Annotated in this window: 23 protein-coding genes; 8 read left to right on the forward strand and 15 right to left on the reverse strand. The window is 74.4% G+C overall.

Annotated features, from left to right (window positions below):
- Positions 1-5: 5 nt before the first annotated feature.
- The 9 genes from AC07BS_RS19370 to pdhA form a co-directional block, all read right to left on the reverse strand.
- Positions 6-566, reverse strand: a complete 561-nt coding sequence (locus tag AC07BS_RS19370) for a bacterial proteasome activator family protein (RefSeq protein ID WP_478649096.1) — start codon at positions 564-566, stop codon at positions 6-8.
- Between the two features lie 201 nt (positions 567-767).
- Positions 768-1,274 (reverse strand): hypothetical protein, encoded by a 507-nt coding sequence (locus AC07BS_RS19375; RefSeq protein ID WP_478649098.1) that lies wholly within the window; start codon positions 1,272-1,274, stop codon positions 768-770.
- A gap of 131 nt (positions 1,275-1,405) precedes the next feature.
- Positions 1,406-2,383: an NAD(P)H-quinone oxidoreductase gene (locus AC07BS_RS19380; RefSeq protein ID WP_478649100.1), complete on the reverse strand. Its 978-nt coding sequence runs from the start codon at positions 2,381-2,383 to the stop codon at positions 1,406-1,408.
- Positions 2,384-2,430: 47 nt separating this feature from the next.
- Positions 2,431-3,501: a potassium channel family protein gene (locus AC07BS_RS19385; protein WP_478649103.1), complete on the reverse strand. Its 1,071-nt coding sequence runs from the start codon at positions 3,499-3,501 to the stop codon at positions 2,431-2,433.
- The gene (locus tag AC07BS_RS19390) at positions 3,498-5,171 is read right to left on the reverse strand and encodes a molybdopterin molybdotransferase MoeA (protein WP_478933350.1); all 1,674 of its coding nucleotides are present in this window, start codon (positions 5,169-5,171) and stop codon (positions 3,498-3,500) included. Before AC07BS_RS19390 ends, AC07BS_RS19385 begins: the two co-directional genes overlap by 4 nt.
- Positions 5,168-6,049 (reverse strand): NTP transferase domain-containing protein, encoded by an 882-nt coding sequence (locus AC07BS_RS19395; RefSeq protein ID WP_478933352.1) that lies wholly within the window; start codon positions 6,047-6,049, stop codon positions 5,168-5,170. Before AC07BS_RS19395 ends, AC07BS_RS19390 begins: the two co-directional genes overlap by 4 nt.
- A gap of 125 nt (positions 6,050-6,174) precedes the next feature.
- Positions 6,175-7,548, reverse strand: a complete 1,374-nt coding sequence (locus tag AC07BS_RS19400; protein ID WP_478933354.1) for a dihydrolipoamide acetyltransferase family protein — start codon at positions 7,546-7,548, stop codon at positions 6,175-6,177.
- The gene (locus tag AC07BS_RS19405; RefSeq protein WP_478933356.1) at positions 7,548-8,594 is read right to left on the reverse strand and encodes an alpha-ketoacid dehydrogenase subunit beta; all 1,047 of its coding nucleotides are present in this window, start codon (positions 8,592-8,594) and stop codon (positions 7,548-7,550) included. The genes AC07BS_RS19400 and AC07BS_RS19405 overlap by 1 nt, the downstream gene beginning before the upstream one ends.
- Complete coding sequence (gene pdhA / locus AC07BS_RS19410) at positions 8,591-9,763, reverse strand: pyruvate dehydrogenase (acetyl-transferring) E1 component subunit alpha (RefSeq protein WP_478933358.1); 1,173 nt, start codon at positions 9,761-9,763, stop codon at positions 8,591-8,593. The genes AC07BS_RS19405 and pdhA overlap by 4 nt, the downstream gene beginning before the upstream one ends.
- Positions 9,764-9,934: 171 nt before the next feature.
- Between pdhA and AC07BS_RS19415 the strand changes: the two genes are divergently transcribed.
- Positions 9,935-10,459, forward strand: a complete 525-nt coding sequence (locus AC07BS_RS19415) for an Lrp/AsnC family transcriptional regulator (protein WP_478649118.1) — start codon at positions 9,935-9,937, stop codon at positions 10,457-10,459.
- A 13-nt stretch (positions 10,460-10,472) separates the two neighbouring features.
- Here AC07BS_RS19415 and AC07BS_RS19420 read toward each other — a convergent pair whose 3' ends face one another.
- Together AC07BS_RS19420 and AC07BS_RS19425 are read right to left on the reverse strand one after the other, a co-directional pair.
- Positions 10,473-11,066 (reverse strand): TetR/AcrR family transcriptional regulator, encoded by a 594-nt coding sequence (locus tag AC07BS_RS19420; protein ID WP_478933360.1) that lies wholly within the window; start codon positions 11,064-11,066, stop codon positions 10,473-10,475.
- A 2-nt stretch (positions 11,067-11,068) separates the two neighbouring features.
- Complete coding sequence (locus tag AC07BS_RS19425) at positions 11,069-12,589, reverse strand: 3-hydroxyacyl-CoA dehydrogenase (protein WP_478933362.1); 1,521 nt, start codon at positions 12,587-12,589, stop codon at positions 11,069-11,071.
- 138 nt (positions 12,590-12,727) lie between these two features.
- Here AC07BS_RS19425 and paaN point away from each other — a divergent pair, with 138 nt between their 5' ends.
- On the forward strand, positions 12,728-14,428 hold the full coding sequence (gene paaN / locus AC07BS_RS19430; protein ID WP_478933363.1) for a phenylacetic acid degradation protein PaaN: 1,701 nt from the start codon (positions 12,728-12,730) through the stop codon (positions 14,426-14,428).
- Positions 14,429-14,445: 17 nt separating this feature from the next.
- On the opposite strand, the gene AC07BS_RS19435 is transcribed toward paaN, so the two are convergent.
- The 3 genes from AC07BS_RS19435 to AC07BS_RS19445 are packed head-to-tail and all read right to left on the reverse strand — an operon-like array spanning position 14,446 to position 17,172.
- Entirely contained in the window at positions 14,446-15,207 is a 762-nt protein-coding gene (locus AC07BS_RS19435) for a TrmH family RNA methyltransferase (protein WP_478933365.1), read from the reverse strand.
- A gap of 10 nt (positions 15,208-15,217) precedes the next feature.
- Positions 15,218-16,498 (reverse strand): HTTM domain-containing protein, encoded by a 1,281-nt coding sequence (locus AC07BS_RS19440; protein ID WP_478933367.1) that lies wholly within the window; start codon positions 16,496-16,498, stop codon positions 15,218-15,220.
- A complete protein-coding gene (locus tag AC07BS_RS19445; RefSeq protein ID WP_478933369.1) occupies positions 16,495-17,172 on the reverse strand; it encodes a DUF5819 family protein in 678 nt (225 codons plus the stop codon). The genes AC07BS_RS19440 and AC07BS_RS19445 overlap by 4 nt, the downstream gene beginning before the upstream one ends.
- Positions 17,173-17,400: 228 nt before the next feature.
- Here AC07BS_RS19445 and paaA point away from each other — a divergent pair, with 228 nt between their 5' ends.
- The 6 genes from paaA to AC07BS_RS19475 all read left to right on the forward strand — a co-directional run bounded on the left by paaA (position 17,401) and on the right by AC07BS_RS19475 (position 22,268).
- Complete coding sequence (gene paaA, locus AC07BS_RS19450; protein WP_478649133.1) at positions 17,401-18,351, forward strand: 1,2-phenylacetyl-CoA epoxidase subunit PaaA; 951 nt, start codon at positions 17,401-17,403, stop codon at positions 18,349-18,351.
- Positions 18,348-18,635, forward strand: coding sequence for a 1,2-phenylacetyl-CoA epoxidase subunit PaaB (gene paaB / locus AC07BS_RS19455; RefSeq protein ID WP_478649135.1), 288 nt, complete (start codon positions 18,348-18,350; stop codon positions 18,633-18,635). Before paaA ends, paaB begins: the two co-directional genes overlap by 4 nt.
- A complete protein-coding gene (gene paaC / locus AC07BS_RS19460; RefSeq protein WP_478933372.1) occupies positions 18,632-19,336 on the forward strand; it encodes a 1,2-phenylacetyl-CoA epoxidase subunit PaaC in 705 nt (234 codons plus the stop codon). Before paaB ends, paaC begins: the two co-directional genes overlap by 4 nt.
- The gene (gene paaD, locus AC07BS_RS19465) at positions 19,330-19,830 is read left to right on the forward strand and encodes a 1,2-phenylacetyl-CoA epoxidase subunit PaaD (protein ID WP_478649141.1); all 501 of its coding nucleotides are present in this window, start codon (positions 19,330-19,332) and stop codon (positions 19,828-19,830) included. Before paaC ends, paaD begins: the two co-directional genes overlap by 7 nt.
- Positions 19,831-20,910, forward strand: coding sequence for a 2Fe-2S iron-sulfur cluster-binding protein (locus AC07BS_RS19470; protein ID WP_478649144.1), 1,080 nt, complete (start codon positions 19,831-19,833; stop codon positions 20,908-20,910).
- Between the two features lie 152 nt (positions 20,911-21,062).
- Positions 21,063-22,268 carry an acyl-CoA dehydrogenase family protein gene (locus AC07BS_RS19475; protein WP_478933374.1) on the forward strand — a complete coding sequence of 402 codons (1,206 nt, stop codon included), beginning with the start codon at positions 21,063-21,065 and terminating at the stop codon, positions 22,266-22,268.
- Here AC07BS_RS19475 and AC07BS_RS19480 read toward each other — a convergent pair.
- Complete coding sequence (locus AC07BS_RS19480; protein ID WP_478649149.1) at positions 22,265-22,612, reverse strand: rhodanese-like domain-containing protein; 348 nt, start codon at positions 22,610-22,612, stop codon at positions 22,265-22,267. The two genes, AC07BS_RS19475 and AC07BS_RS19480, sit on opposite strands and share 4 nt — an antisense overlap.
- Positions 22,613-22,663: the final 51 nt, after the last annotated feature.

Below are 22,663 nucleotides of genomic sequence, written 5' to 3' on the forward strand. Positions count from 1 at the left end.
CGGACCTACAGATACGGGCCCGAGCGGGCGCCGCCGTGCTGCGGGCCGTCGTGGTCGTCGTCGCCCATCACACCGGCCGGCAGGGCGCGGCGCATCTGCTCCAACTGGGCCCGGGCGGCCATCTGCTGGGCGAACAGCGCGGTCTGGATGCCGTGGAAGAGCCCTTCGAGCCAGCCGACCAACTGGGCCTGCGCGATGCGAAGTTCCGCCTCGGTGGGGATCGTCTCGTCGGTGAAGGGCAGCGACAGCCGCTCCAGCTCCTCGACCAGCTCGGGGGCGAGACCGTCCTCCAGCTCCTTGACGGAGCTGTGGTGGATCTCCTTGAGCCGGACGCGGCTGGCCTCGTCCAGAGGTGCGGCCCGGACCTCCTCCAGCAGCTGCTTGATCATGCTGCCGATGCGCATCACCTTGGCGGGCTGTTCCACCATCTCCGTCACCGGGACCTCGCGCGACTCGTCGTCGCCCTCCCCGCCGCCGGGGCTGGCGCTGCCGAGAGCCATGCCGTCCGGGCCTACGACCAGGACGTGCGGGCTCTCCTGCGACCGTTCATTCCTCGGCATATCCATGCCGCCATTCTCTCGCACAAGTGATTTCCCCCTGGTGATGCCCCCGTACACACCTGATCCACCGCAGGGGCGCGCAGGGGCGCACAGATTTTCGGAGCGCACGCCCTCGGGTGCGCGGCGCCGTACGCCCCCGGGCCGGTCGCGGGCGGGCGCGGGCAGGCGCGGGGCGGGCGCGGGCAGGCGCGGGCGGGCGCGGGGCGGCTACCCGCGGCGCAGGCGCAGGGCGATGAAGCCCAGGCCCAGTCCGGTCAGGGCCATGCCCGTGCCCAGCGGCAGCACGCGCGTCACCCGTTCCCGCTCGGCCCCGTCGGCCCGCTCGCGCGCCGTCTGCCGGGCCCCGCGCCGGGCGGGCGCCCCCGGCGGCGCCGGCTTCGGGGCCGGCTCCTGGCCGGCCACCGCCTTCCCCGGCCCGTCCGCCCGCGGGTCGCCCCCGCCCGGGGAGGCGGGGGAGGCGGAGACATCGCCGGGCGACACCTCCGGCCGGCCGGGGTGGCGGCGGCCCGCGCCGGCCGACGTACCGGCCAGGTCCCCCGCTCCGGGGGACGGCGGCGCCGACGGGAAGACGGTGGTCGAGGTCGTGGACGCGACCGGTATCGACGGCGGCGGGAAGGACGGCTCCGGGTCCGCGGCGCGCGCCGCGTCCGGGGCTATCAGCGAGGCCGAGACCGCCAGTCCGAACAGGATCGCGGCCCGCGCTCCACCGGTCATGGCGTCACCCTCCGTAGGAGACACCCCCCTGACGGACACCCCTCCAGGACACCACCACCCTCACACGCGGGGCCGCGCGGGGCGCGTGCGAGCGGCCGCCCGGGTGACGCCGGAGCGGTGCCGGACCGCCGTCAGGGCGTGAGGAGCACCTTGCCCACGTGGGCGCTCTCCTCCAGCACCCGGTGCGCCGCCGCGGCGTCCCGCAGCGGCAGCGTGCGGTCGATCACGGGGGCGACGCGGCCGCCCGCGACGAGCGGCCACACGTGCTCGCGCACGGCCGCCACGATGGCCGCCTTCTCGGCGAGCGGCCGCGCCCGCAGCGTCGTACCGGCCACCGCCGCCCGCTTGGTGAGCAGCTTGCCCAGGTCCAGCTCGGCCTTGCGGCCGCCCTGGAGACCGATGATCGCCAACCGGCCGTTGACGGCGAGGGCGTCGACGTTCCGGTCCAGGTACTTCGCCCCGATGATGTCGAGGATGACGTCGGCGCCGACGCCGCCCGTCACCTTGCGCAGCTCCTCGACGAAGTCCTGGGTGGTGTAGTCGATGAGGATGTCGGCACCCAGCTCGCGGCAGGCCTCCAGCTTGTCCTGGCCGCCGGCGGTGACCGCCACCCGGGCGCCGACCGCCTTCGCCAGCTGGACGGCCATCGTGCCGATGCCGCTGCCGCCGCCGTGCACCAGGAAGGTCTCCCCGGGCCGCAGCCCGGCCACCATGAACACGTTCGACCAGACGGTGGCGGTCACCTCGGGCAGCGCGGCCGCCGAGACCAGGTCCAGACCGTCCGGCACCGGCAGCAACTGGCCCACCGGGACGCACACCTTCTCGGCGTAACCGCCACCGGACAGCAGCGCGCAGACCTCGTCCCCGACGGCCCAGCCGTCGACTCCCGGCCCCAGCGCGGTGATCCGGCCGGACACCTCCAGCCCCGGGTAGGGGGAGGCGCCGGGCGGCGGGTCGTAGAAGCCCTGTCGCTGCACGACGTCGGCGCGGTTGACGCCCGCGGCCACGACGTCGACCAGGACCTCGCCCTCGCCGGGCACGGGGTCGGGGACCTCCGCCCACACCAGGGCCTCGGGTCCGCCGGGTACGGGAATGGTGATCGCATACATGCCAGCGAAACTACTCCCGGGGCCGCCCGAATTCCCGGGGCCGCGCGCTACTCCCCGTCGCCGGCCGGGCGCGCCCGCACGATCGTGATCAGACGGTCCGTCGACTTGAGCGGGCTGGCCTCCGGATCGTCGTAGCCGAGCAGCCGGTGGCCGCGCAGCACGGACACCACGAGGTCGTCGGTGTCCCGCACCCCGCGCCCCACCTCCGCCTTCACCACGGGCCGTTCGACCAGGTCGAGGCCGCTGCCCTTCTGGATGAGGTCCTCCATGACCGTGCCCGCGCTGGGGCTGAGCACGGACATGCCGAGCAGCCGGCCCGCGGCGCTGGCACTGGTGATCACCGCGTCGGCGCCGGACTGGCGCAGCAGCGGGGCGTTCTCCTCCTCGCGCACCGCGGCGACGATCTTCGCGGTCCGGTTGAGCTGCCGGGCGGTGAGGGTGACGAGGACAGCGGTGTCGTCGCGCTGGGTGGCGACGATGATCTGACGGGCCTTCTGGACCTCGGCGCGCAGCAGGACGTCGCTGCGGGTGGCGTCCCCGACGACGCCCGCGAAGCCGTGCGCGGTGGCCGACTCCACGACCTTGGGGTTGGGGTCGACGACGACGATCCGCTCCTTCTCCCGGGGCGGGGCGGCGGGACCGCAGATGGTCTGCACGGCCGAACGGCCCTTGGTGCCGAAGCCGACGACGACAGTGTGCTCGCGCAAGGCGGACCTCCAGCGGGTCAGCCGCCATTGCTCCCGGGTCCGCTCGGTGAGGACTTCGAGGGTGGTGCCGACCAGGATGATCAGGAAGAGGACACGGAGGGGCGTCACCAGCAGCACGTTGGTCAGCCGGGCGCTGTCGCTGTACGGCACGATGTCGCCGTATCCGGTCGTGGACAGGGTGACGGTGGAGTAGTAGACGGCGTCGAGGAAGTCCACGCTGCCGTCGGCGTTGTCGTGGTAGCCCGCACGGTCGACGTAGACGATGAGGATCGTCGCGACCATCACGAGCAGCGCCATCAGCAGGCGGCGGCCCACCTGCCGTATCGGCGCCACCTTGTAGCGCGGCAGCAGGACGCGGAAATCGCTCTCGTGGACGTCGCGGGCGGCGGCGTCGTGGCTGGGCAGGATCATGGGAGGCCCCCGGTGACGTCGTCCTGCCAGGGGAAGCCCAGCAGGACGGTCTCCGCGCCGCGCGTGGCGCCGCCGGGCGGGACGACGGCCAGCGCGTCGGCCGCGGCCAGGCCGCGCAGCATGGCGGGTCCGTGGAAGGCCAGCGGACGGGCCGTGCCGTCGCCGAGGCGGACCACCGGGACGAGCCGGGTGTGGGTGGGGTGACCGCCGGCGGCCTCGGTGAGCCGGGCCGTGAGCGGCCACGCCGGCGGGCGGCCGGCGAGCGCCCGCAGCAGGGGCTCGGCGAGCGTCAGCAGGCCGGCCACGGCGGCCAGCGGGTTGCCGGGCAGGCCCACCAGGTGGCGTCCGGGCGCGATACGGGCGAGCAGCATCGGATGCCCGGGGCGGACGGCGACGCCGTCCACCAGCAGCTCGGCACCCAGCAGACGCAGCGTGGGGTGGACGTGGTCGACCGGCCCCGCCGCGGTGCCGCCGGTGGTCAGCACGACATCGGCGTCCGAGGCCTCCAGGGCGGCCCGCAGCGCCGTCGCGTCGTCGCCCAGGCAGCGGGTGCCGGTCACCTCCGCGCCGAGGGCGCGCAACCAGGGGGCGAGCATGGGGCCGAGGGCGTCGCGGATCAGCCCGTCGTGCGGCAGCCCCTCGCGCAACAGCTCGTCGCCGAGGACGAACACCTCGACGCGGGGGCGCGGTACGACGCGCAGCCGGTCGTAGCCCGCGGCCGCCGCCAGACCGAGGACGGCGGGCGTGACCGGTGTGCCGGCGGGCAGCAGTTCGTCGCCCGTACGGCACTCCTGGCCCCGGGGCCGGATGTCCTGCCCCTGGGTGAGGTGCCGGCTCGCGTACAGCTCCGCGTCCAGGCGTACGGTGCCGTGCTCGCTGCGCAGCACGGCGGTGGCGCCGGGGGGCACGCGGGCGCCCGTGGCGATGCGCACGGCCCGGCCGTCGCCGAGCGGGCGGAGGTCGCCGCTGCCGGCGAGCACGCCCTCGCCGTCCTCGGGCAGCCGCCACGGGCCGGGTCCGGCGACGGCCCAGCCGTCCATGGCGGAGGTGTCGAACGACGGCAGGTCGGTGAGCGCGGTCAGCCGGTCGGCGAGCAGGTGTCCGAGGGCGTCGCCGAGGGGGCGTGCGCCGGGCTCCAGCGGGCGCGCGGCCCGGGCGGCGACGGCACGCGCGGCGGCCCAGGAGAGGGCGGTCTCGGCCATGGCCGGCTCCTCGGGACGGTCCGGGCTTCCGGGGGCGGGGGCGGGCGCCGCGGCGGCTTCCGGCGCCGGGGGGAGGGCCGGGAGGCCGAGGACGGTGTCGGGGGCGGTGTCCGGGGCGGTGGGCGCGGGGAGGGGGGTGACGGGGGACGGGACGGGTGGCTTTCCCTCTGTCCGGCGCTTCGTGTCGTAGAAGCGGACCCCGGCGAAGGGGACGTCGAGCTCGTCGGCGGCGTCGGCGACCGGGCGCGCCCCCGCCTCCCCCTCCCCCGCGAACGGGTCCTCGACGAAGTCGAAGTCGAAGGAGAGACGCACGCCGTAGGGCGGCCGCTCCACGGCGGGCCGGGCGGCCGGACGGGACCGGCGCGCGTCCGCGAGCAGGGCCAGCGCCTCGTCGGTAGCCCGGTCCAGACCGGCGTCGGGGCGGGGCCCGCCGTGCTGCCCCTCCTGCTCCTGCTCCCGCTCCCTCATGACGCCCCGTCCGGCGTGGTGTCCGGGCCCGGGTCGGGCGCCGCCTCCCGGGACTCCTCGGCCCACCGGGCCGCCAGGGCCCCGGCCTCCCGGGCCGCCTTGGCGACCGCCTCCGGGCCGCCGCCGCGCAGCGCGGCCGCGTAGCCGACGAGGAAGGTCGTCAGGGGCGCCGCGGGCCGGGCCACCCCGTGCGCGGCGTCGCGGGCGAGGTCGAGGAGCCCGGCCCTGTCGACGTCGAGTTCGATGCCCAGCTCGGCCTTGACCGCGGAGATCCATTCATCCAGCACGGTCCTATCGTCCCTGATGCGCGCGCGGGCGGTGCTGATGTCCTCCCAGGTGTCGCAGTCGAAGGACGCGGTGGGATGGGGGACGCGGGCGAGCGCGAGCTCCTCGGTGACCAGGCGCAGCGGGAGGCCGGCGAGGGTGCCGTGCTCGGCGGCGAGCAGGGCGATCTCGCGGCGCAGCGGCTCGGCGCGGTAGGCGGCGACCAGGGGCTGGGCGCGGCCGCCGGGGTCGGTGAGCACGGCGCCGTCGACGCCCGCCTCGCCGTCGAGGGCGGCGAGCAGCGCGCGGGCGGTCGCCGGGTCCAGGAAGGGCAGGTCGGCGGAGAGGACGAGCACGAGCGGGGCCGTGACGTGGCGCAGGCCGGCGTCCAGGGCGGCGGGCGGGCCGCCGCCCGGCGGCTCCTCGCGGGTCCAGACGACGGGGCGGGCCGTGGGGCGGCGCGGCCCGACCACGACCGTGCGCCCGGCACCGGCGCAGGCGCCCAGGACCCGGTCCAGCAGCGTCCGGCCGCCGACCCGCACCCCGGGCTTGTCCGCCCCGCCGAGGCGCCGTGCGGCGCCTCCGGCGAGCACTACCGCGTCGTAAACCGTCATCCGTCGAGTATGGCCGCGGCCCGGGGGTCGCGGGCCGGTCGGGCCGCCCCCGTCGGACCGTCCGCGTCAGCCGTCCAGGTCAGCCGTCCGCGTCGGGCCACCCGTACCGCCCGCGTCGGACCGTGTCAGACCGTCCGCAGCAGCACCGCGGGCTGCTCCACGCAGTCGGCCACGTACCGGAGGAACCCGCCGGCCGTTCCGCCGTCGCACACCCTGTGGTCGAAGGTGAAGGACAGCTGCACCACCTGCCGCACCGCCAGCTCGCCCTCGTGCACCCAGGGCTTGGGGGCTATCCGGCCGACGCCGAGCATGGCCGCCTCCGGGTGGTTGATGATGGGCGTGGAGCCGTCGACGCCGAACACCCCGTAGTTGTTCAGGGTGAACGTGCCGCCCGTCAGCTCGGCCGGGCTGAGCTTGCCCGCCCGGGCGGCCTCGGTGAGCCGGGCCATCTCGACCGACAGCTCGACGGCGTTGCGCGCGCCGGCGTCCCGTACGACCGGCACGACCAGGCCCCGGTCGGTCTGGGCCGCGAACCCCAGGTGGACGTCGGCCAGCCGGACGATCTCCTGCGCCTCGACATCGACGGTCGCGTTGAGCTCCGGGTATTTCGCCAGCGCCGCCGTGCAGATGCGCGCCAGGAGGGCCAGCAGGGACACCTTGGCCCCTCCGGAGGCGTTCATCGCGCGGCGGGCCGCCAGCAGCTCGGTGGCGTCCGCGTCCACCCAGCAGGTCGCGTCGGGTATCTCCCGGCGGCTGCGGCTGAGCTTCTCCGCCGCGACGCCGCGCGCGCCGCGCAGCGGGACGCGCGGTCCGTCGGCCGTCCGGCGGCCCGCCGGGCCGCGGCGGCCGGTCCGGGCACCCGTACGGGCCGCGGGGCCGGCGGGCGCCTCCAGGGGCGCCGGGGCCGCGGACACCACCCGGGCCGCCTCGGCCGCCCGGTCGACGTCGGCGCGCAGGATCAGCCCGTCGGGGCCGCTGCCGCGCACATGGGCGAGGTCGACGCCGCGCTCACGGGCGAGCCGGCGGACCAGCGGGGAGATGACCGCCAGGGTGGTGGGCACGGGGACCCGCTCGGCGGCGGGCGCTCCGTCGCGGGCGGTGGGCCGGACCCTGCGGCGCCGCGCGGCGGGCGCCTGCGTGCCGTAGCCGACGAGCACATTGCCCGAGCCACCGCCGTCCTCGCCACTGTCGTCACCACCGCTGTCGCCGTCGCCGGCCACGCCGGCGGGGGCGTCCGGGGCGTCCGGGGAGCGTTCGCCCACCGCGACCGTCAGCAGCGGTGCCCCGACGGGCAGTTCCGTGCCCTCGTCGCCGAAGCGGGCGGTGACCACGCCCCCGTAGGGACAGGGGACCTCCACCATCGCCTTCGCCGTCTCGACCTCGACCACGGGCTGGTCGACGGTGACGACGTCGCCGACGGCCACCAGCCAGCGGACGACCTGTGCCTCCGTGAGTCCTTCACCCAGGTCGGGCAGCGTGAACTCGCGCACGACGGCCATCAGCGCGCACCACTCTCATCCTCGTCGACGGTCCATTCCGATTCCCACTGCAACCGCGCCACCGCGTCCAGCACCCGGTCCACGCCGGGGAGATGGTGCTTCTCCAGCATGGGCGGCGGATACGGGATGTCGAACCCCGCGACGCGCAGCACCGGTGCCTCCAGGTGGTGGAAGCAGCGCTCGGTGACCCGGGCGGCGATCTCCCCACCGGGACCGCCGAAGCCGGGGGCCTCGTGGACGACCACGGCCCGGCCGGTGCGGCGCACGGAGGCGCAGACGGTCTCCTCGTCGAAGGGCACCAGCGACCTCAGGTCGACGACCTCCAGGTCCCAGCCCTCGGCCGTGGCCGCCTCCGCCGCCTCCATGCACACGGGCACCGAGGGCCCGTAGGTGATGAGCGTCGCGGAAGTGCCGGGGCGGCGGACGACCGCGCGGCCGATGCCGGGCACCGGCTCGGGGTGCTCCGGGTCCCAGTCGGCCCGGGACCAGTAGAGCCGCTTGGGCTCCAGGAAGATCACCGGGTCGTCCGAGGCGATCGCGGCGCGCAGCAGTCCGTAGGCGTCGGCCACGGTGGCGGGGGCGACCACGTGGAGGCCCGGTGTGGCCAGGTAGTAGGCCTCGGAGGAGTCGCTGTGGTGCTCGACGCCGCCGATGCCGCCGCCGTAGGGGACGCGCACGGTGATGGGCATGGGCAGGGCGCCGCGGGTGCGGTTGCGCATGCGGGAGACGTGGCTGATGAGCTGCTCGAGCGCGGGATAGGCGAAGGCGTCGAACTGCATCTCCACGACGGGCCGCAGCCCGTACATGGCCATGCCGATGGCCGTGCCGAGGATGCCGGCCTCGGCCAGCGGCGTGTCCGTGCAGCGGTCCTCGCCGAACTCCTTGGCGAGCCCGTCGGTGATCCGGAAGACGCCGCCCAGGGTGCCGACGTCCTCGCCGAGGACGTGGACGGCAGGGTCGTCGGTCATGGCGTCGCGCAGGGCGCGGCCGAGGGCCTGCGCCATGGTGACGGGCTTGCGGCCGGTGGCGGCGGGCGCGGTGGTCATCGCTGCCTTCCTTCCTGGGGGCCGCCCTCCTGGAGGCTGCCCGGGAGCTCCCCCGCGGCAGTCAGCTCAGCACGCAATTGTGCTTGCTGCCGGCGCAGTTGGGCAGTCTGCTCGGCGTAAACATGTGTGAACAATTCCATCGGGTCGAGCACCGGGTCGCGATGCATGCGCTCGCGCAGATCGGCGGCCATGTGCTCGGCGGCGTCCCGCGCGGCCCGTATCCCGTCCTCGTCGAGGAGGCCGCGACGGGTGAGCTCGCGCTCCACCAGGTCGACCGGGTCGTGGGCGCGCCAGGCCTCGACCTCGGCGTCGCTGCGGTAGCGGGTGGCGTCGTCGGCGTTGGTGTGGGCGTCGACGCGGTACGTGACGGCCTCGACCAGGGTGGGCCCGCCGCCGGCGCGGGCCCGGTGCACGGCCTCGGTGAGGACCTCATGGACGGCCGGGGCGTCGTTGCCGTCGACCAGGCGACCGGGCATGCCGTAGCCGACGGCCTTGTGGGCGAGGGAGGGCGCGGCGGTCTGCTTGGCGAGCGGGACGGAGATCGCGAAGCCGTTGTTCTGGACGAGGAAGACGACCGGGGCCCGCCAGACGGCGGCGAAGTTGAGCGCCTCGTGGAAGTCGCCCTCGCTGGTGCCGCCATCACCGACCATGGCCAGCGCGACGACGTCGTCGCCCTTGAGCCGCGCGGCGTGGGCGAGGCCGACCGCGTGGGGCAGCTGGGTGGCCAGCGGGGTGCACAGGGGGGCGACGCGGTGCTCGTGGGGGTCGTACCCCGTGTGCCAGTCGCCGCGCAGCAGGGTCAAGGCCTGGACGGGGTCCAGGCCGCGGACGACGGCGGCCAGGGTGTCGCGGTAGCTGGGGAAGAGCCAGTCGCGCTCCTCCAGGACCAGGGCGGCCGCGACCTCGCAGGCCTCCTGCCCGGTGGAGGAGGGGTAGACCGCCAGCCGGCCCTGCCGGGTCAGAGCGGTGGCCTGGGTGTTGTAGCGCCGGCCGCGCACGAGGTGGCCGTGCAGCAGCTTCAGCAGCTCCGGGTCCACGCGGTCGGCGGCCTCGGTGCCCAGCAGACGGTAGGGCTCCGCGTCGGGCAGCAGCGGCGCGGGGTCGGTACGGGGTTGCCAGGCCGGGGGCGGGGTGGGCCGGTACGAGCCGGGCTGCTCCAGAACCGTCATGGCGAGCACCTCCTCTTGGGGACGAGCTTGACCGGAAAGCGTCCTGCGCTCTCCCTACCGATTGTTCGGTCGTCGGCACTTTTTGGCTACAGGCGGCCCGAGCCTGTGGACAAACGGTTCTCCACAGCCTGAGATATGGGCAGGGCGTCCATGAAGGGGAGGCATGGCGGTATGCCGGACGAACAGATGGCCATGTCGGGCGGCAGGCCACCCGCCCGTCCGCTCGACGAGATCGACCGCTCGATCCTGCGCATGCTCCAGGCCGACGGCCGGGCCTCGATACGGTCCGTGGCCGAGCGGGTGCACGTGTCCCGGGCGAACGCCTACGCCCGTATCAACCGGCTCATCGACGACGGGGTCATCCGCGGCTTCGGCGCCCGGATCGACCAGGAGCGGGCCGGGCACGGCGCGTCGGCGTACATCACGATGAAGATCGTCCAGAATTCCTGGCGGACGGTCCGCGAACAGCTCAGGGAGCTGCCGGGGGTCGCCCACATCGCCCTGGTCAGCGGCGATTTCGATGTCCTGATGCTGGTGCACACCAAGGACAACCGGGCGCTGCGCGAGCTGGTGCTGACCCGCATCCAGGCGATCGACGACGTGCTGAGCACCCGGACGCTGCTGGTCTTCGAGGAGACGGACCTCAAGGAGGACCGCCACGCCGACCGGGACCGTCCCCTCGACGTGGACCGTTAGCGATAGTGGACCGTCAGCGATACACGCGCAGGCCGGAGAACGCCGTGTGGACGACGGCGTCGGCGACCTCGTCGCTGGTGGCGGCGTTGCCGCGGTCCGGGCGGTACCACTCGACGACCGAGTTGATCATGCCGAAGAGCAGCCGGGTGGCGAGCCGGACGTCCACGTCCGGCCGGAGGTCGCCGTCCGCGGCGGCCTCCTTCAGCAGCGCGGCGACCCGGTGGTCGAACTCGCGCCGGCGCTCCATGGCCCACCGCTCGGTGCCGGTGTTGCCCCGCACGCGCAGCAGCAGCGTCACATAGGGCAGCTCGGCCAGGAGCACGCCCACCGTGCGCCGGGTGACGTACTCCAGCCGGTCGATCGCCGGTCCGTTCACCGCCCCGGGCTCGTCCAGGACGGCGAAGAGGCCGTCGAGAGCGCGGCTTATCGCCAGCCGGAGCAGCTCTTCCTTGCTCTTCACGTGGTGGTAGATGGAGGACTTGGAGATCCCGGCCGCCTTGGAGAGGTGCTCCATGGACGTGCCGTCGTAGCCGCGCTCGTTGAACACCGTGACGGCGACCGCGAGCAGCGATTCGGGCGTGTAGGTGTCTCGCTTGGCCATGGTCATGATTACAGCAGGCTCTCTTCGACGGCCGCACGGCGGCGGAGGGGCTGGCAGGCGGCGTAGCGGCCGCCCGGGTACTCGTGGTCCATGTTCCGCAGGAACTGTTCGAGCCAGTCGGTGTCCAGCTCGCGGGCCCACTCCAGGGGGCCGCGAGGATAGTTCACGCCCGCGCGCATGGCGATGTCGACGTCCTCGCGGCTCGCCACGCCCCGCCCCACGGCGTCCTCGGCGAAGTCGACGAGCAGGGCGACCGTCCGGGCGACGATCATGCCCGGGGCGTCCCCGATGACGCTGACCTTCTTGCCGAGGGCCTGGAACAGGCCGATGGCCGCCCGCACGTCCTCCTCCGGGGCCGTCTCGGACGGGGCGAGGGCGACCCGGGCACAGGAGCGGTAGTCGAGCGCGAGGTCGAAGTGGATGCGCGCCGGGGCGGCCTGCGACGTGGCCGCCTCGCCCCGGGTGAGCGTGAGCCGAGTGCCGCCGGGCAGGGCGATATACCAGTCGTCCCCGTGCGGAGCGCGGTCCGCGGCGACCTTGACGCCCGCGTCCTCGATCATGGCGCGGAGCGGTGCGCACACGCCCGGGGGCGTGCCGTGCCAGCCGATCTCCGCGGGCGCCTCGCACGGCGCGGCGGTGTGCGGCTCGGGCCGCACGGCGCCCTCGCCGTGGTCATACCAACCACGGCCCGTCTTGCGCCCCAGCAGCCCGGCCTGCACCAGGCGCCCCTGGGCCAGCGACGGCGTGAACTTCGGGTCGTGGAAGAAGGCCTCGTACACCGAATGGGTGACGGCGTTGTTCACATCCTGGCCGATGAGGTCGGTGAGTTCGAAGGGGCCCATGGGGAAGCCGCCGCACTCCCGCAGCACCGCGTCGATGGTCGCGTGGTCGGCCCCGCCCTCCTCGTACACCCGGAAGGCCTCGGCGTAGAAGGGCCGGGCGAGCCGGTTGACGATGAAGCCGGGGGTGTCCGCGCAGCGCACCGGCGTCTTGCCCCAGGCTGCCGCGGTGGCGTGCGCGCGGTCGGCGGCCGCCGCGTCCGTGGCGAGGCCGCTGACGACCTCCACCAGCGGCATCAGCGGGGCGGGGTTGAAGAAGTGCAGACCGACGAGACGTCCGGGCCGGCGCAGGGCGCCGCCGACGGCGGTGACGGCGAGGGAGGACGTGTTGGTGGCGAGCAGGCAGTCGTCCGGGACGACCGATTCCAGCTGTGCGAACAGCTTCTGTTTGACGTCGAGTTGTTCGAGAATCGCCTCGATGACGAGCGCCGAGTCGGCGAGTTCGGCGAGCTCCTCGGCGGGGCGCAGGCGCTCCAGCGCCGCGTCCCGGCGAGCGGCGCCGAGCTTTCCCTTCTCCACGAGGCGGCCGAGGCGGGCGGCGATGCCGCGTCCGGCCTCCGCCGCGCGGCCCGGTGCCGCGTCGTACAGCCGCACGGTGTGCCCCGCGAGCAGGGCGACCTGGGCGATGCCCTGGCCCATGGTCCCGGTACCGACGACCGAGACGGTGCGGGCCGGGTCGATTGCGGTCATGGCAGTGATCCTCCCCGATGAGTTGTCCACAGGTTCGCCGGGCCCCCTTGTCCCGACCGATCGTTCGGTTACTGTATCCACCGGGGGTGCTGTCGGTCCCCCGTATCGGAGCCCCGCTCGACGAGGAGTTGGTCAGTCGTGACCGCCGCACTCACCACCGCGCAGTTGACCGAGAAGCACCTCCCGACGCTCGACCAGGCGCTGGCCGCGATCCGCGCCCGCGCGTACTGGTCCCCGTACCCCGAGCACCCCAAGGCCTACGGCCCCGAGGGCGTGCCCGGCAGCCTGGACGCCGCCGCGGGCAAGGCCGCCTTCGACGCCCTGCTCGGCGGGCGCTTCGAGCTGGACCAGCCCGGCACCGACGGCTGGACGGCCACGGAGTCCTCGCCCTACGGCCTGGAGCTGCGCGTGGAGTATCCGCACGCCGACATCGATGTCCTGCTGCCGGCCCAGCGGGCGGCCATGCCCGCGTGGCGGGACGCCGGCCCCAAGGCCCGGGCGGCCGTCTGTCTGGAGATCCTGGCCCGGATCAACGCCCGGACGCACGAGTTCGCGCACGCCGTCATGCACACCAGCGGACAGGCGTTCATGATGGCCTTCCAGGCCGGCGGCCCGCACGCCCAGGACCGCGCCCTTGAGGCGGTCGCCTACGCCTACGACGCCCAGACCGCCGTGCCCGCCTCCGCCCGGTGGGTCAAGCCGCAGGGCAAGCGCGACCCCCTGGAGCTCGACAAGCGGTTCACGGCCGTTCCCCGCGGCGTCTCGCTGGTCATCGGCTGCAACACCTTCCCCACGTGGAACGGCTTCCCCGGGCTCTTCGCCTCGCTCGCCACCGGCAACGCGGTGCTGGTCAAGCCGCATCCGCGCGCGGTGCTGCCGCTCGCGCTCACCGTGCGCATCGCCCGCGAGGTGCTGGGGGAGGCCGGGTTCTCCCCCGACCTGGTGGCGCTGGCGGCCGAGCGGGACGGCGAGGGGATCGCCCGGACCCTGGCCGTGCGCCCGGAGATCCGCATCATCGATTACACCGGCTCCACCGCCTTCGGCGACTGGCTGGAGGAGAACGCCCTCCAGGCCCAGGTCTTCACGGAGAAGGCCGGGGTCAACACGGTGATCGTGGAATCCACCGACGACTACCGCGGCATGCTCTCCAACCTCGCGTTCTCCCTGTCGCTCTACAGCGGCCAGATGTGCACCACCCCGCAGAACCTCCTCGTCCCGCGCGACGGCATCGGCACCGACGCCGGGCACAAGACCTTCGACGAGGTGGTGTCCGACCTGGCCGGCGCGGTGGACGGGCTGCTGGGCGACGACGCCCGGGCCAACGCCCTGCTGGGCGCCATCGTCAACGACGGCGTGAAGTCCCGCCTCGACGACGCCGCGCGCCTCGGCGAGGTCGTGCTGGCCTCCCGGCCCGTGGCCAACCCCGAGTTCCCCGGGGCCACGGTCCGCACCCCCGTCATCGTCAAGCTGGACGGGGCGAAGCCGGACAGCGAGGCGGTCTACCGCTCGGAGTGCTTCGGGCCGGTGTCCTTCGCCGTCGCCGTCGACTCGGCGGCGGACGCCGTGGAGCTGCTGCGCTCCACGATCCGTGACAAGGGCGCCATGACGGTCGGCGCCTACACGACGTCGCCGGACGTCGAGCGGATGGTGGAGGAGGCCTGCCTGGAGGAGTGCGCCCAGCTCTCCCTCAACCTCACCGGCGGGGTGTACGTCAACCAGACCGCCGCCTTCTCCGACTTCCACGGCTCGGGCGGCAACCCGGCGGCCAACGCCACGCTGTGCGACGGGGCGTTCGTGGCGCCGCGCTTCCGGATGGTGGAGGTGCGCCGGCAGGGCTGAGCGGTCCACGGGCCGGCTCAGGCGCCGCCCGGCCCGCCCCAGTGGAAGAGCGCCATGGCGACGCTGGTGGCGAGGTTGTAGCTGGACACCTGGGGCCGCATGGGTAGGGCGACCAGCCGGGTCGCCCGTTCCCTGAGGTCCGGGGAGATGCCGTGGCGCTCGGAGCCGAAGGCGATCAGCGCGTCGTCGGGGAGGGGGACGGACCGGATGTCGTCGCCCTCCGGGTCCAGCACGTACAGCGGCCCGGGCGGCAGCTCCTCCAGGGGCAGCCGCTCGACGGCCGTGGCGTAGTGGAGGCCGGCGCCCGACCGCACGGCGTTGGGGTGCCACGGGTCCATGTCGCCGGTGGTGACCACGCCGGTGGCGCCGAAGCCGGCCGCCAGACGCACGACCGCGCCCACGTTGCCGAGGTTGCGGGGGTTGTCCAGGACGACGACGGGCGCCGTCCGGGGCAGCCGTGACATGGCGTCGAGGTTGGCCCGGCGGTCCCGGCGGCCGGCCAGGGCGGCCACGCCCGTCGGATGGACCCGGGGCACGAGCTCGCGCAGCGTCCGCCCGGGCACCTCGACCAGCAGCTCGTCGAGGACGCCCGTCAGGTCGTCGGCGAGATCCGCCGCGAGCGCCAGCGTGGCCGTTTTGTCGCCGGTGAGGGCCACCCGCACCGGGGCCCCGAAGCGCAGGGCGTGCTTGAGCGCGTGGAAGCCGTCGAGCAGCACGGCGTCGCCGGCGGCGGCCGCCCACTGTCGCAGCGCGGCGGTGCCGGCGTCGTCCTCGGTCATGCCGATCAGCCTACGGGGCGGTCCTCTCCGCCTCCGGCGGCGCCTCCTGGCGCGTGCCGGGAACGGCCGGACGGGTTTCCTCCCCGGCGGGCGGCGCGGCAGCCGGGGAAACCGACGGCTCGGTGGGCACCGCGGACCGCCGGCCGGGGCGGGCGCGGGCGGACAGCCGGAGCACCGCGTCCCCCAGCCGCCTCAGGAAGGACGTGGGCAGGAAGACCGCGTCCGCCACGATCATCGCCAGGGAGAAGAACGGCAGCCCGAGCAGCACGGCGATGCCCACGTGCTCGGCCATCATCAGCGCCAGCAGGACGTTCTTGACGCGCCGGTTCAGCAGCGTGAAGGGGAACGCCACCTGCGCGGCCACCGTGCCGTAGCTCAGCAGCAGCACCACGACCCCGCCGGCCGCGAGCAGATGGGAGAGCCCGGGCCAGGGCGAGAAGTAGTCGAGGTGCATCGGGTAGTAGAGCGCGGTGCCGTCCTGCCAGCGCGAGCCCTGCACCTTGTACCAGCCGGCTGTGGCGTAGATCAGGCAGACCTCGACCATGACCACCAGCAGGGCGGCGTTGTGCGCCAGATGGGCCAGCGCGTCCAGGACGGCACGGGGCTCGCCGGGAGCACGTCCGGCCAGCCACCACAGGGCGTGGACCACCCACAGTCCCCACAGGGCGGCCGCCCAGCCGATGCCGGGCAGCGGGCCGCCCGCGGTCCACGCCAGTCCGGCCGCGCCGGCGCTCTGGGCGGCGAGGAGGGCGAGACCGCAGAACGTCCACAGCACGATGCCGGTCACGTCCGGGTCCGCGGGGCTCCCCTCCGGCCGTCCTGCCCGGCGTGCGGCGCGCCGGGCGTCGAGCGACCAGACCTGCCCGCAGCGGGTGAGGACCATGTACATGGCCATCAGATGGACGACGTTGTCGCCGCCGTCCCCGACGAAGACGCTGCGGTTCTGCAGCGACAGCACGCCCACCATGAACAACACGGACATGGTGCGGGTGCGCCAGCCGAGCATCAGCAGCGCGCTGGAGACGATGGCCAGCAGGTAGACCGTCTCGAACCAGGCGCCGCCGCGGGACCACATCAGCGCGGTGAAGGCGTGGTTGCCGGTGGTCAGTTCCCGGGCCAGGTCCCAGCCCCAGGGCGCGTCGGGACCGTAGAGCTCGTGGCGGTTGGGCCACTCGCGCAGCAGGAAGCACAGCCAGACGAAGGAGATCCCCACCCGGAGCAGGGCCGTCTGGTACGCGCCGAGGGAGGAGCCGGTGACGCGGGCGAAACCGCGCTGGAGGGTGGCGTTCATCGCTGCCCCGCCTTCGCCAGGTCGGCGCTGGTGACCGGCCACCAGGGCAGCACCCGGTGGACCGGCCGGGTGTCGGCCTTCTCGTCGCTCCACGGCGGCGGGGCGACGGCCACGGTCACCGACCGCACCTGGACGCGGTCGACCGGCCGGCCGCCCCGTTCGGCGCCCAGCCGGGAGACGACGAGGCGGCGCACATAGGCCTCGGAGAGGCGGCCGCGCGGGCCGGTGGGCCGCTCCTGCCCGTCGTGGGTGCCGGCGTAGAAGTCCCAGGCGCGGCGGAGTTCGTTCTGATGGACGTGGCTGGGCAGGGGGTTGTGGAGGATCGCGGCGCCGTCGCGGGCGGACAGGTCGGTCCAGGGCGTCACGGTGACGCCGCCGTCGGGTCCGCGCAGCTCGGCACGGGCCTGGACGGCGATGTTCTGCTGCAGCGGGTTGGGCGCGAAGAACTTCCAGTTCTGTTCGAACTCGGGGAGGACGTAGTCGTCGATCTCCGCCGCGTGCCGCTTGCTGATGGTGTTCTGGGGCGCCACGTGCAGGAACACCATCGCCAGGTGCGCGGCCGTGACCACCGCCACCACCGCCGCGCCGGCCGCGACGACGACGCGTGACAGGGGGGACAGCCCGTCCGGTCCGGCGCCGCCGCCCGGCCGCTCGCCTCCGACGTCCGTCTCCATACCCGCCCCGATTCGTGTGTGCCGCGTGTGTGCCGCGCCCCGTGCGGCGCGTCCTATGCCATGTGCACGCCGGGTGGGCGTGCACCCGAACGGTACCGACGACGTCCCACGAGGCACAGCGCCCACGGGTTTTCCACAGGCTTGACACGTCACCGGGCTCGCTCCACCATTGAACCGAACGATCGGTCGGTAGGGAGTTTCGGCACCAACGACACGAGGGGGCACGGCATGACCACGACTGCGCCGGAGGCACGAGCGCCGGAGGCGGTGTTCGACGCCGCTGTCGCCGCCGACGAGCGCATCGAGCCACGCGACTGGATGCCCGACGCGTATCGCGCCACCCTCGTCCGGCAGATCGCCCAGCACGCCCACTCCGAGATCATCGGCATGCAGCCCGAGGCCAACTGGATCACCCGCGCGCCCTCGCTGCGGCGCAAGGCCATCCTGATGGCCAAGGTCCAGGACGAGGCCGGCCACGGCCTGTATCTCTACAGCGCGGCGGAGACCCTGGGCACCAGCCGCGAGGAGCTGCTCGACAAGCTCCACAGCGGCCGCCAGCGCTACTCCTCGATCTTCAACTACCCCACGCTGACCTGGGCGGACGTCGGCGCCATCGGCTGGCTCGTGGACGGCGCGGCCATCACCAACCAGGTGCCCCTGTGCCGCTGTTCCTACGGCCCCTACGCCCGGGCCATGGTCCGCGTCTGCAAGGAGGAGTCCTTCCACCAGCGCCAGGGGTACGAGCTCCTGCTGGCCCTCAGCCGGGGCACCGAGGCCCAGCACGCCATGGCCCAGGACGCGGTGGACCGCTGGTGGTGGCCCTCCCTGATGATGTTCGGACCACCCGACGACGAGTCCGCGCACTCCGCCCAGTCCATGGCCTGGAAGATCAAGCGCCACTCCAACGACGAGCTGCGCCAGCGCTTCGTCGACATCTGCGTCCCCCAGGCCGAGTCCCTCGGACTCACCCTCCCCGACCCGGACCTCCGGTGGAACGAGGCCCGTGGCCACTACGACTTCGGCCCCATCGACTGGGAGGAGTTCCACCAGGTCCTCCGGGGCAACGGCCCCTGCAACGACCAGCGGCTCGCCCAGCGCCGGCGGGCCCACGAGGAAGGCGCCTGGGTGCGCGAGGCGGCCGCGGCGTACGCGGCCCGGCATGGGAAGGCGAGCGCATGACCGGCACCGACTGGCCGCTGTGGGAGGTGTTCGTGCGCAGCAGGCGCGGCCTGTCGCACACCCACGCCGGCAGCCTCCACGCACCCGACGCGGAGATGGCCCTGCGGAACGCCCGCGACCTCTACACCCGCCGCGGCGAGGGCGTCTCGATCTGGGTGGTGCCCGCCGCCGCGGTCACCGCCTCCTCCCCCGACGAGAAGGACCCCTTCTTCGAGCCCGCGGCCGACAAGCCCTACCGCCACCCCACCTTCTACGACATCCCCGAGGGGGTGCAGCACCTGTGAAGGCCGCACTGGCTCTGGGCGACGACGCCCTCGTGCTCGCCCACCGGCTGGGTGAGTGGGCCGGGCACGCCCCCGTGCTCGAGGAGGAGGTCGCCCTCGCCAACATCGCCCTCGACCTGCTCGGACAGGCCCGCGTGCTGCTCTCCCTCGCCGGCGACGAGGACGAGCTCGCCTACCTCCGCGAGGAACGCTCCTTCCGCAACGTTCAGCTCGTCGAGCAGCCCAACGGCGACTTCGCCCACACCATCGCCCGCCAGCTCTACTTCTCCGCCTACCAGGAGCTGCTCTACGAACAGCTGGCCGACGAGGGCCGCTCCGCGTTCGCGCCGCTCGCGGCGAAGGCGGTCAAGGAGGTCGCCTACCACCGCGACCACGCCACGCACTGGACCCTTCGCCTGGGCGACGGCACGGCCGAGAGCCACGAGCGCATGCAGCGCGCCCTGAACGCCCTCTGGCGGTACACCGGCGAGCTCTTCGAACCGGTCGAGGGGCTCCCCGTGGACTGGTCCGCGCTGCGCGACGGCTGGCTGAGCACGGTCACCGACGTGGTCTCCCGCGCCACCCTCGCCCTGCCCGACGGCCCCGCGGCCGGCGCGTGGTCGGCGGGCGCGGGCCGCCAGGGCGTCCACACCGAGCCCTTCGGTCGCATGCTCGCCGAGATGCAGCACCTCCACCGCAGCCACCCGGGGGCGTCATGGTGAGCGCCCCCACCCCCCTGGAGGAGGAGCTCCGCGCGCTGGCCGGGGCCGTCCCCGACCCCGAGCTGCCCGTGCTCACCCTGGCCGAGCTCGGCGTGCTGCGCGACCTCCACATCACGGGGCCCGGCCGGGTGGAGGTGGAGCTCACCCCCACGTACACCGGCTGCCCCGCCATCGAGGCGATGTCGGCGGACATCGAGCGGGTGCTGCGCGACCGCGGCCAGAGCGAGGTCACCGTCCGCACGGTCCTCTCCCCGGCCTGGTCCACGGACGACATCAGCGCCGAAGGGCGGCGCAAGCTGGCCGAGTTCGGCATCGCTCCCCCGGGCCCGGCGAGCCGGCCGGGCGGCCCGGTCCCGGTCGCCCTCGCCATCCGCTGCCCCCACTGCGGCTCCACCGACACCACCCTGCTCAGCCGCTTCTCCTCCACCGCCTGCAAGGCCCTGCGCCGCTGCGAGGCATGCCGCGAACCGTTCGACCACTTCAAGGAGTTGTAGATGGCAGCGGCCCGCCATGGCGCCTTCCACTCCCTGCGAGTGGCGGCCGTCGACCCGCTCACCGACGACTCGGTCGCCGTCACCCTCGCCGTGCCCCCGGCACTGCGCGAGGACTTCCGCCACCTCCCCGGCCAGCACCTGGCCCTGCGCCGCACCGTCGACGGCCGGGAGATACGCCGCACCTACTCCCTCTGCGGGCAGGCCCCCGGCCCCGAGGGGCCGCGGACCCTGCGGGTGGCCGTGCGGCTGGTGGACGGCGGCGCGTTCTCCACGTACGCCCTCAAGGAGCTGGCCCCGGGCGACACGGTGGAGGTGATGGCCCCCGCCGGCCGGTTCGTGCTCGAACCCCGCCCCGGCCACTTCGCCGCCGTCGTCGGCGGCAGCGGGATCACGCCCGTGCTGTCCATGGTCTCCACGCTGCTGGCCCGGGAGCCCGAAGCCCGGTTCAGCCTGGTCCGCGGCGACCGCACGACGGCGTCGACGATGTTCCTGGACGAGGTGGCCGACCTCAAGGACCGCTATCCCGACCGGTTCCAGCTCATACAGACGCTCTCCCGCGAGGAGCGGCAGGCCGGCCCCGCTTCCGGGCGGCTGGACGCCGAGCGGCTGACCCGGATGCTGCCCGCGCTGCTGCCGGTGGAGACGGTCGACGGCTGGTTCCTGTGCGGCCCCCACGGCCTGGTGCTGGGCGCCGAGGAGGCGCTGCGCGCCCTGGGCGTGGCCCGCGAGCGGATCCACGAGGAGATCTTCCACGTGGAGGACGCCCCCGGCGAACGGACCACCGGCGCCGCGCCCGCCCCCGAGCACAGCGCCGTGACCGCCACGCTGGACGGGCGCAGCGGCAGCTGGCCGGTGCGGGACGGCGAGTCCCTGCTGGAGACGGTGCTGCGCAACCGCCCCGACGCGCCGTACGCCTGCAAGGGCGGCGTGTGCGGGACGTGCCGGGCGTTCCTGGTGTCGGGCGAGGTGCGGATGGACCGCAACTTCGCGCTGGAGCGGGAGGAGTTGGACTCCGGCTACGTGCTGGCGTGCCAGTCTCATCCGGTCACGGAGCGGGTGGAGCTGGACTTCGACCGCTGACACCGCCGACTCCGCTGACACCGCCGACTCCACCGACTCCACCGGCAGACGGCTCGCTCCCGGCCGTTCCCAATTGCCGCCCACTGCCTTAATGTGACGATCCGTCAGATCATCCGTACGGCACCCCTGGGCTGCGAGCGGAGGGCCGGACCGTGGACTTCACCTTCACCGAGGAACAGCAGGCGGCGGCGGAGGCGGCACGGGCCGTCCTCTCCGGCGTCTCCCCCGACGCCGTGCCCAGCCCGGCGCTGGTGCCGGGCGCCGTCGCCGAGGACTTCGACCGCTCCCTGTGGCGCCGCCTGGCCGAAGCCGACCTGCTGAGCCTGATGGTCCCGTCCCGGCACGGCGGCGCGGGGCTCGGGCCGATCGCGCTGTGCCTGGTGCTGCGCGAGGCCGGGAAGGCGCTGGCGCGCGTCCCCCTGCTGGAGACGAGCGCGGCGGCGCTGACGCTGCGCGAACACGGCGGCACCGGGCCGGAGCGGCTGCTGCGCGCGATCGGCCGCGGCGAGCTGGTGGTGACCGCCGCCGCCACCGGCCGCACGGGCCACGACGCCGCCGAGCGGGCCGTCACCGCCCGCCCCGACGGCCGCGCCCACTGGCGCCTGGACGGCGCGCAGACGGCCGTCCCCTGGGCGCGGAGCGCCGATCGCGTCCTGCTGCCCGCGCACACCGGCGACGACCACGCCGTCCTCGCCCTCGTCCCCCCGGACCGCCCCGGAGTGACCCTCGCCGACCAGGTCTCCACCAACGGCGAGCACTACGACCACATCCAGCTGGAATCCGTCCGCGTCCGCGCCGACGAGCTGATCACCGCGCCCGGGGCGTGGGAGCTGCTGCGCTCCGTGCTGACCGCCGGCACCTGCGCCCTCGCGCTCGGTGTGGGCGAGGCGGCCGCGGCCATGACCAGCGCGTACGCGAGCAAGCGCGAGCAGTTCGGGGTGCCCATCGCCACGTTCCAGGCGGTGGCCGTCCAGGCCGCCGACCGCTACATCGACCTGCGCGCGATGGAGGCCACCCTCTGGCAGACCGCCTGGCGCCTGGAGCCGGGCACGACGGGCCCGTTGCCGGTGGCCGCCGACCTCGCCGTGGCCAAGGTCTGGGCCGCCGAGGGCGTACGCCGCGTCGTCCAGACCGCTCAGCACCTGCACGGCGGCTTCGGCGCGGACACCGAGTACGCCCTCCACCGCTACCACGCGTGGGCCAAGCAGCTGGAGCTCCAGCTCGGCCCGGCGGCCGCCCACGCGGAGGCCCTGGGCGACCTGCTGGCCGCCCAGGACACCCAGGACACCCAGGAGGATGCCCAGGACACCCAGGAGGATGCCCGAGGCGCCCAGGAGGACGCCCGAGGCGCGTCCTAGACGACCACGCCCGGGGCGCCGTCGGCGGTCACCACCGGGCGGCCCGCGGCCTCCCAGACCTGCATGCCGCCCTCGACGTTCGCCGCGTCCAGGCCCTGCTGCACCAGATAGGCCGTGACCTGCGCCGAACGCCCGCCGGACCGGCAGATGACGTTGATGCGACCGCCGTCGGGGGCCTTCTCGGTCAGCTCACCGAAGCGCGCCACGAAGTCGCTCATGGGGATGTGGAGCGCGCCCTCGGCGTGCCCCGCCTGCCACTCGTCGTCCTCACGGACGTCCAGCAGGAAGTCGTCCTTCGAGAGGGCGTCGACGCCGACCGTGGGAATCCCGGAACCAAAAACCATGCCCCCGACGCTACCCGACCCACGGGACACCGCCCCCGGCCCGGGGGACTC

Source organism: Streptomyces sp. NPDC044063, from assembly GCF_056434285.1.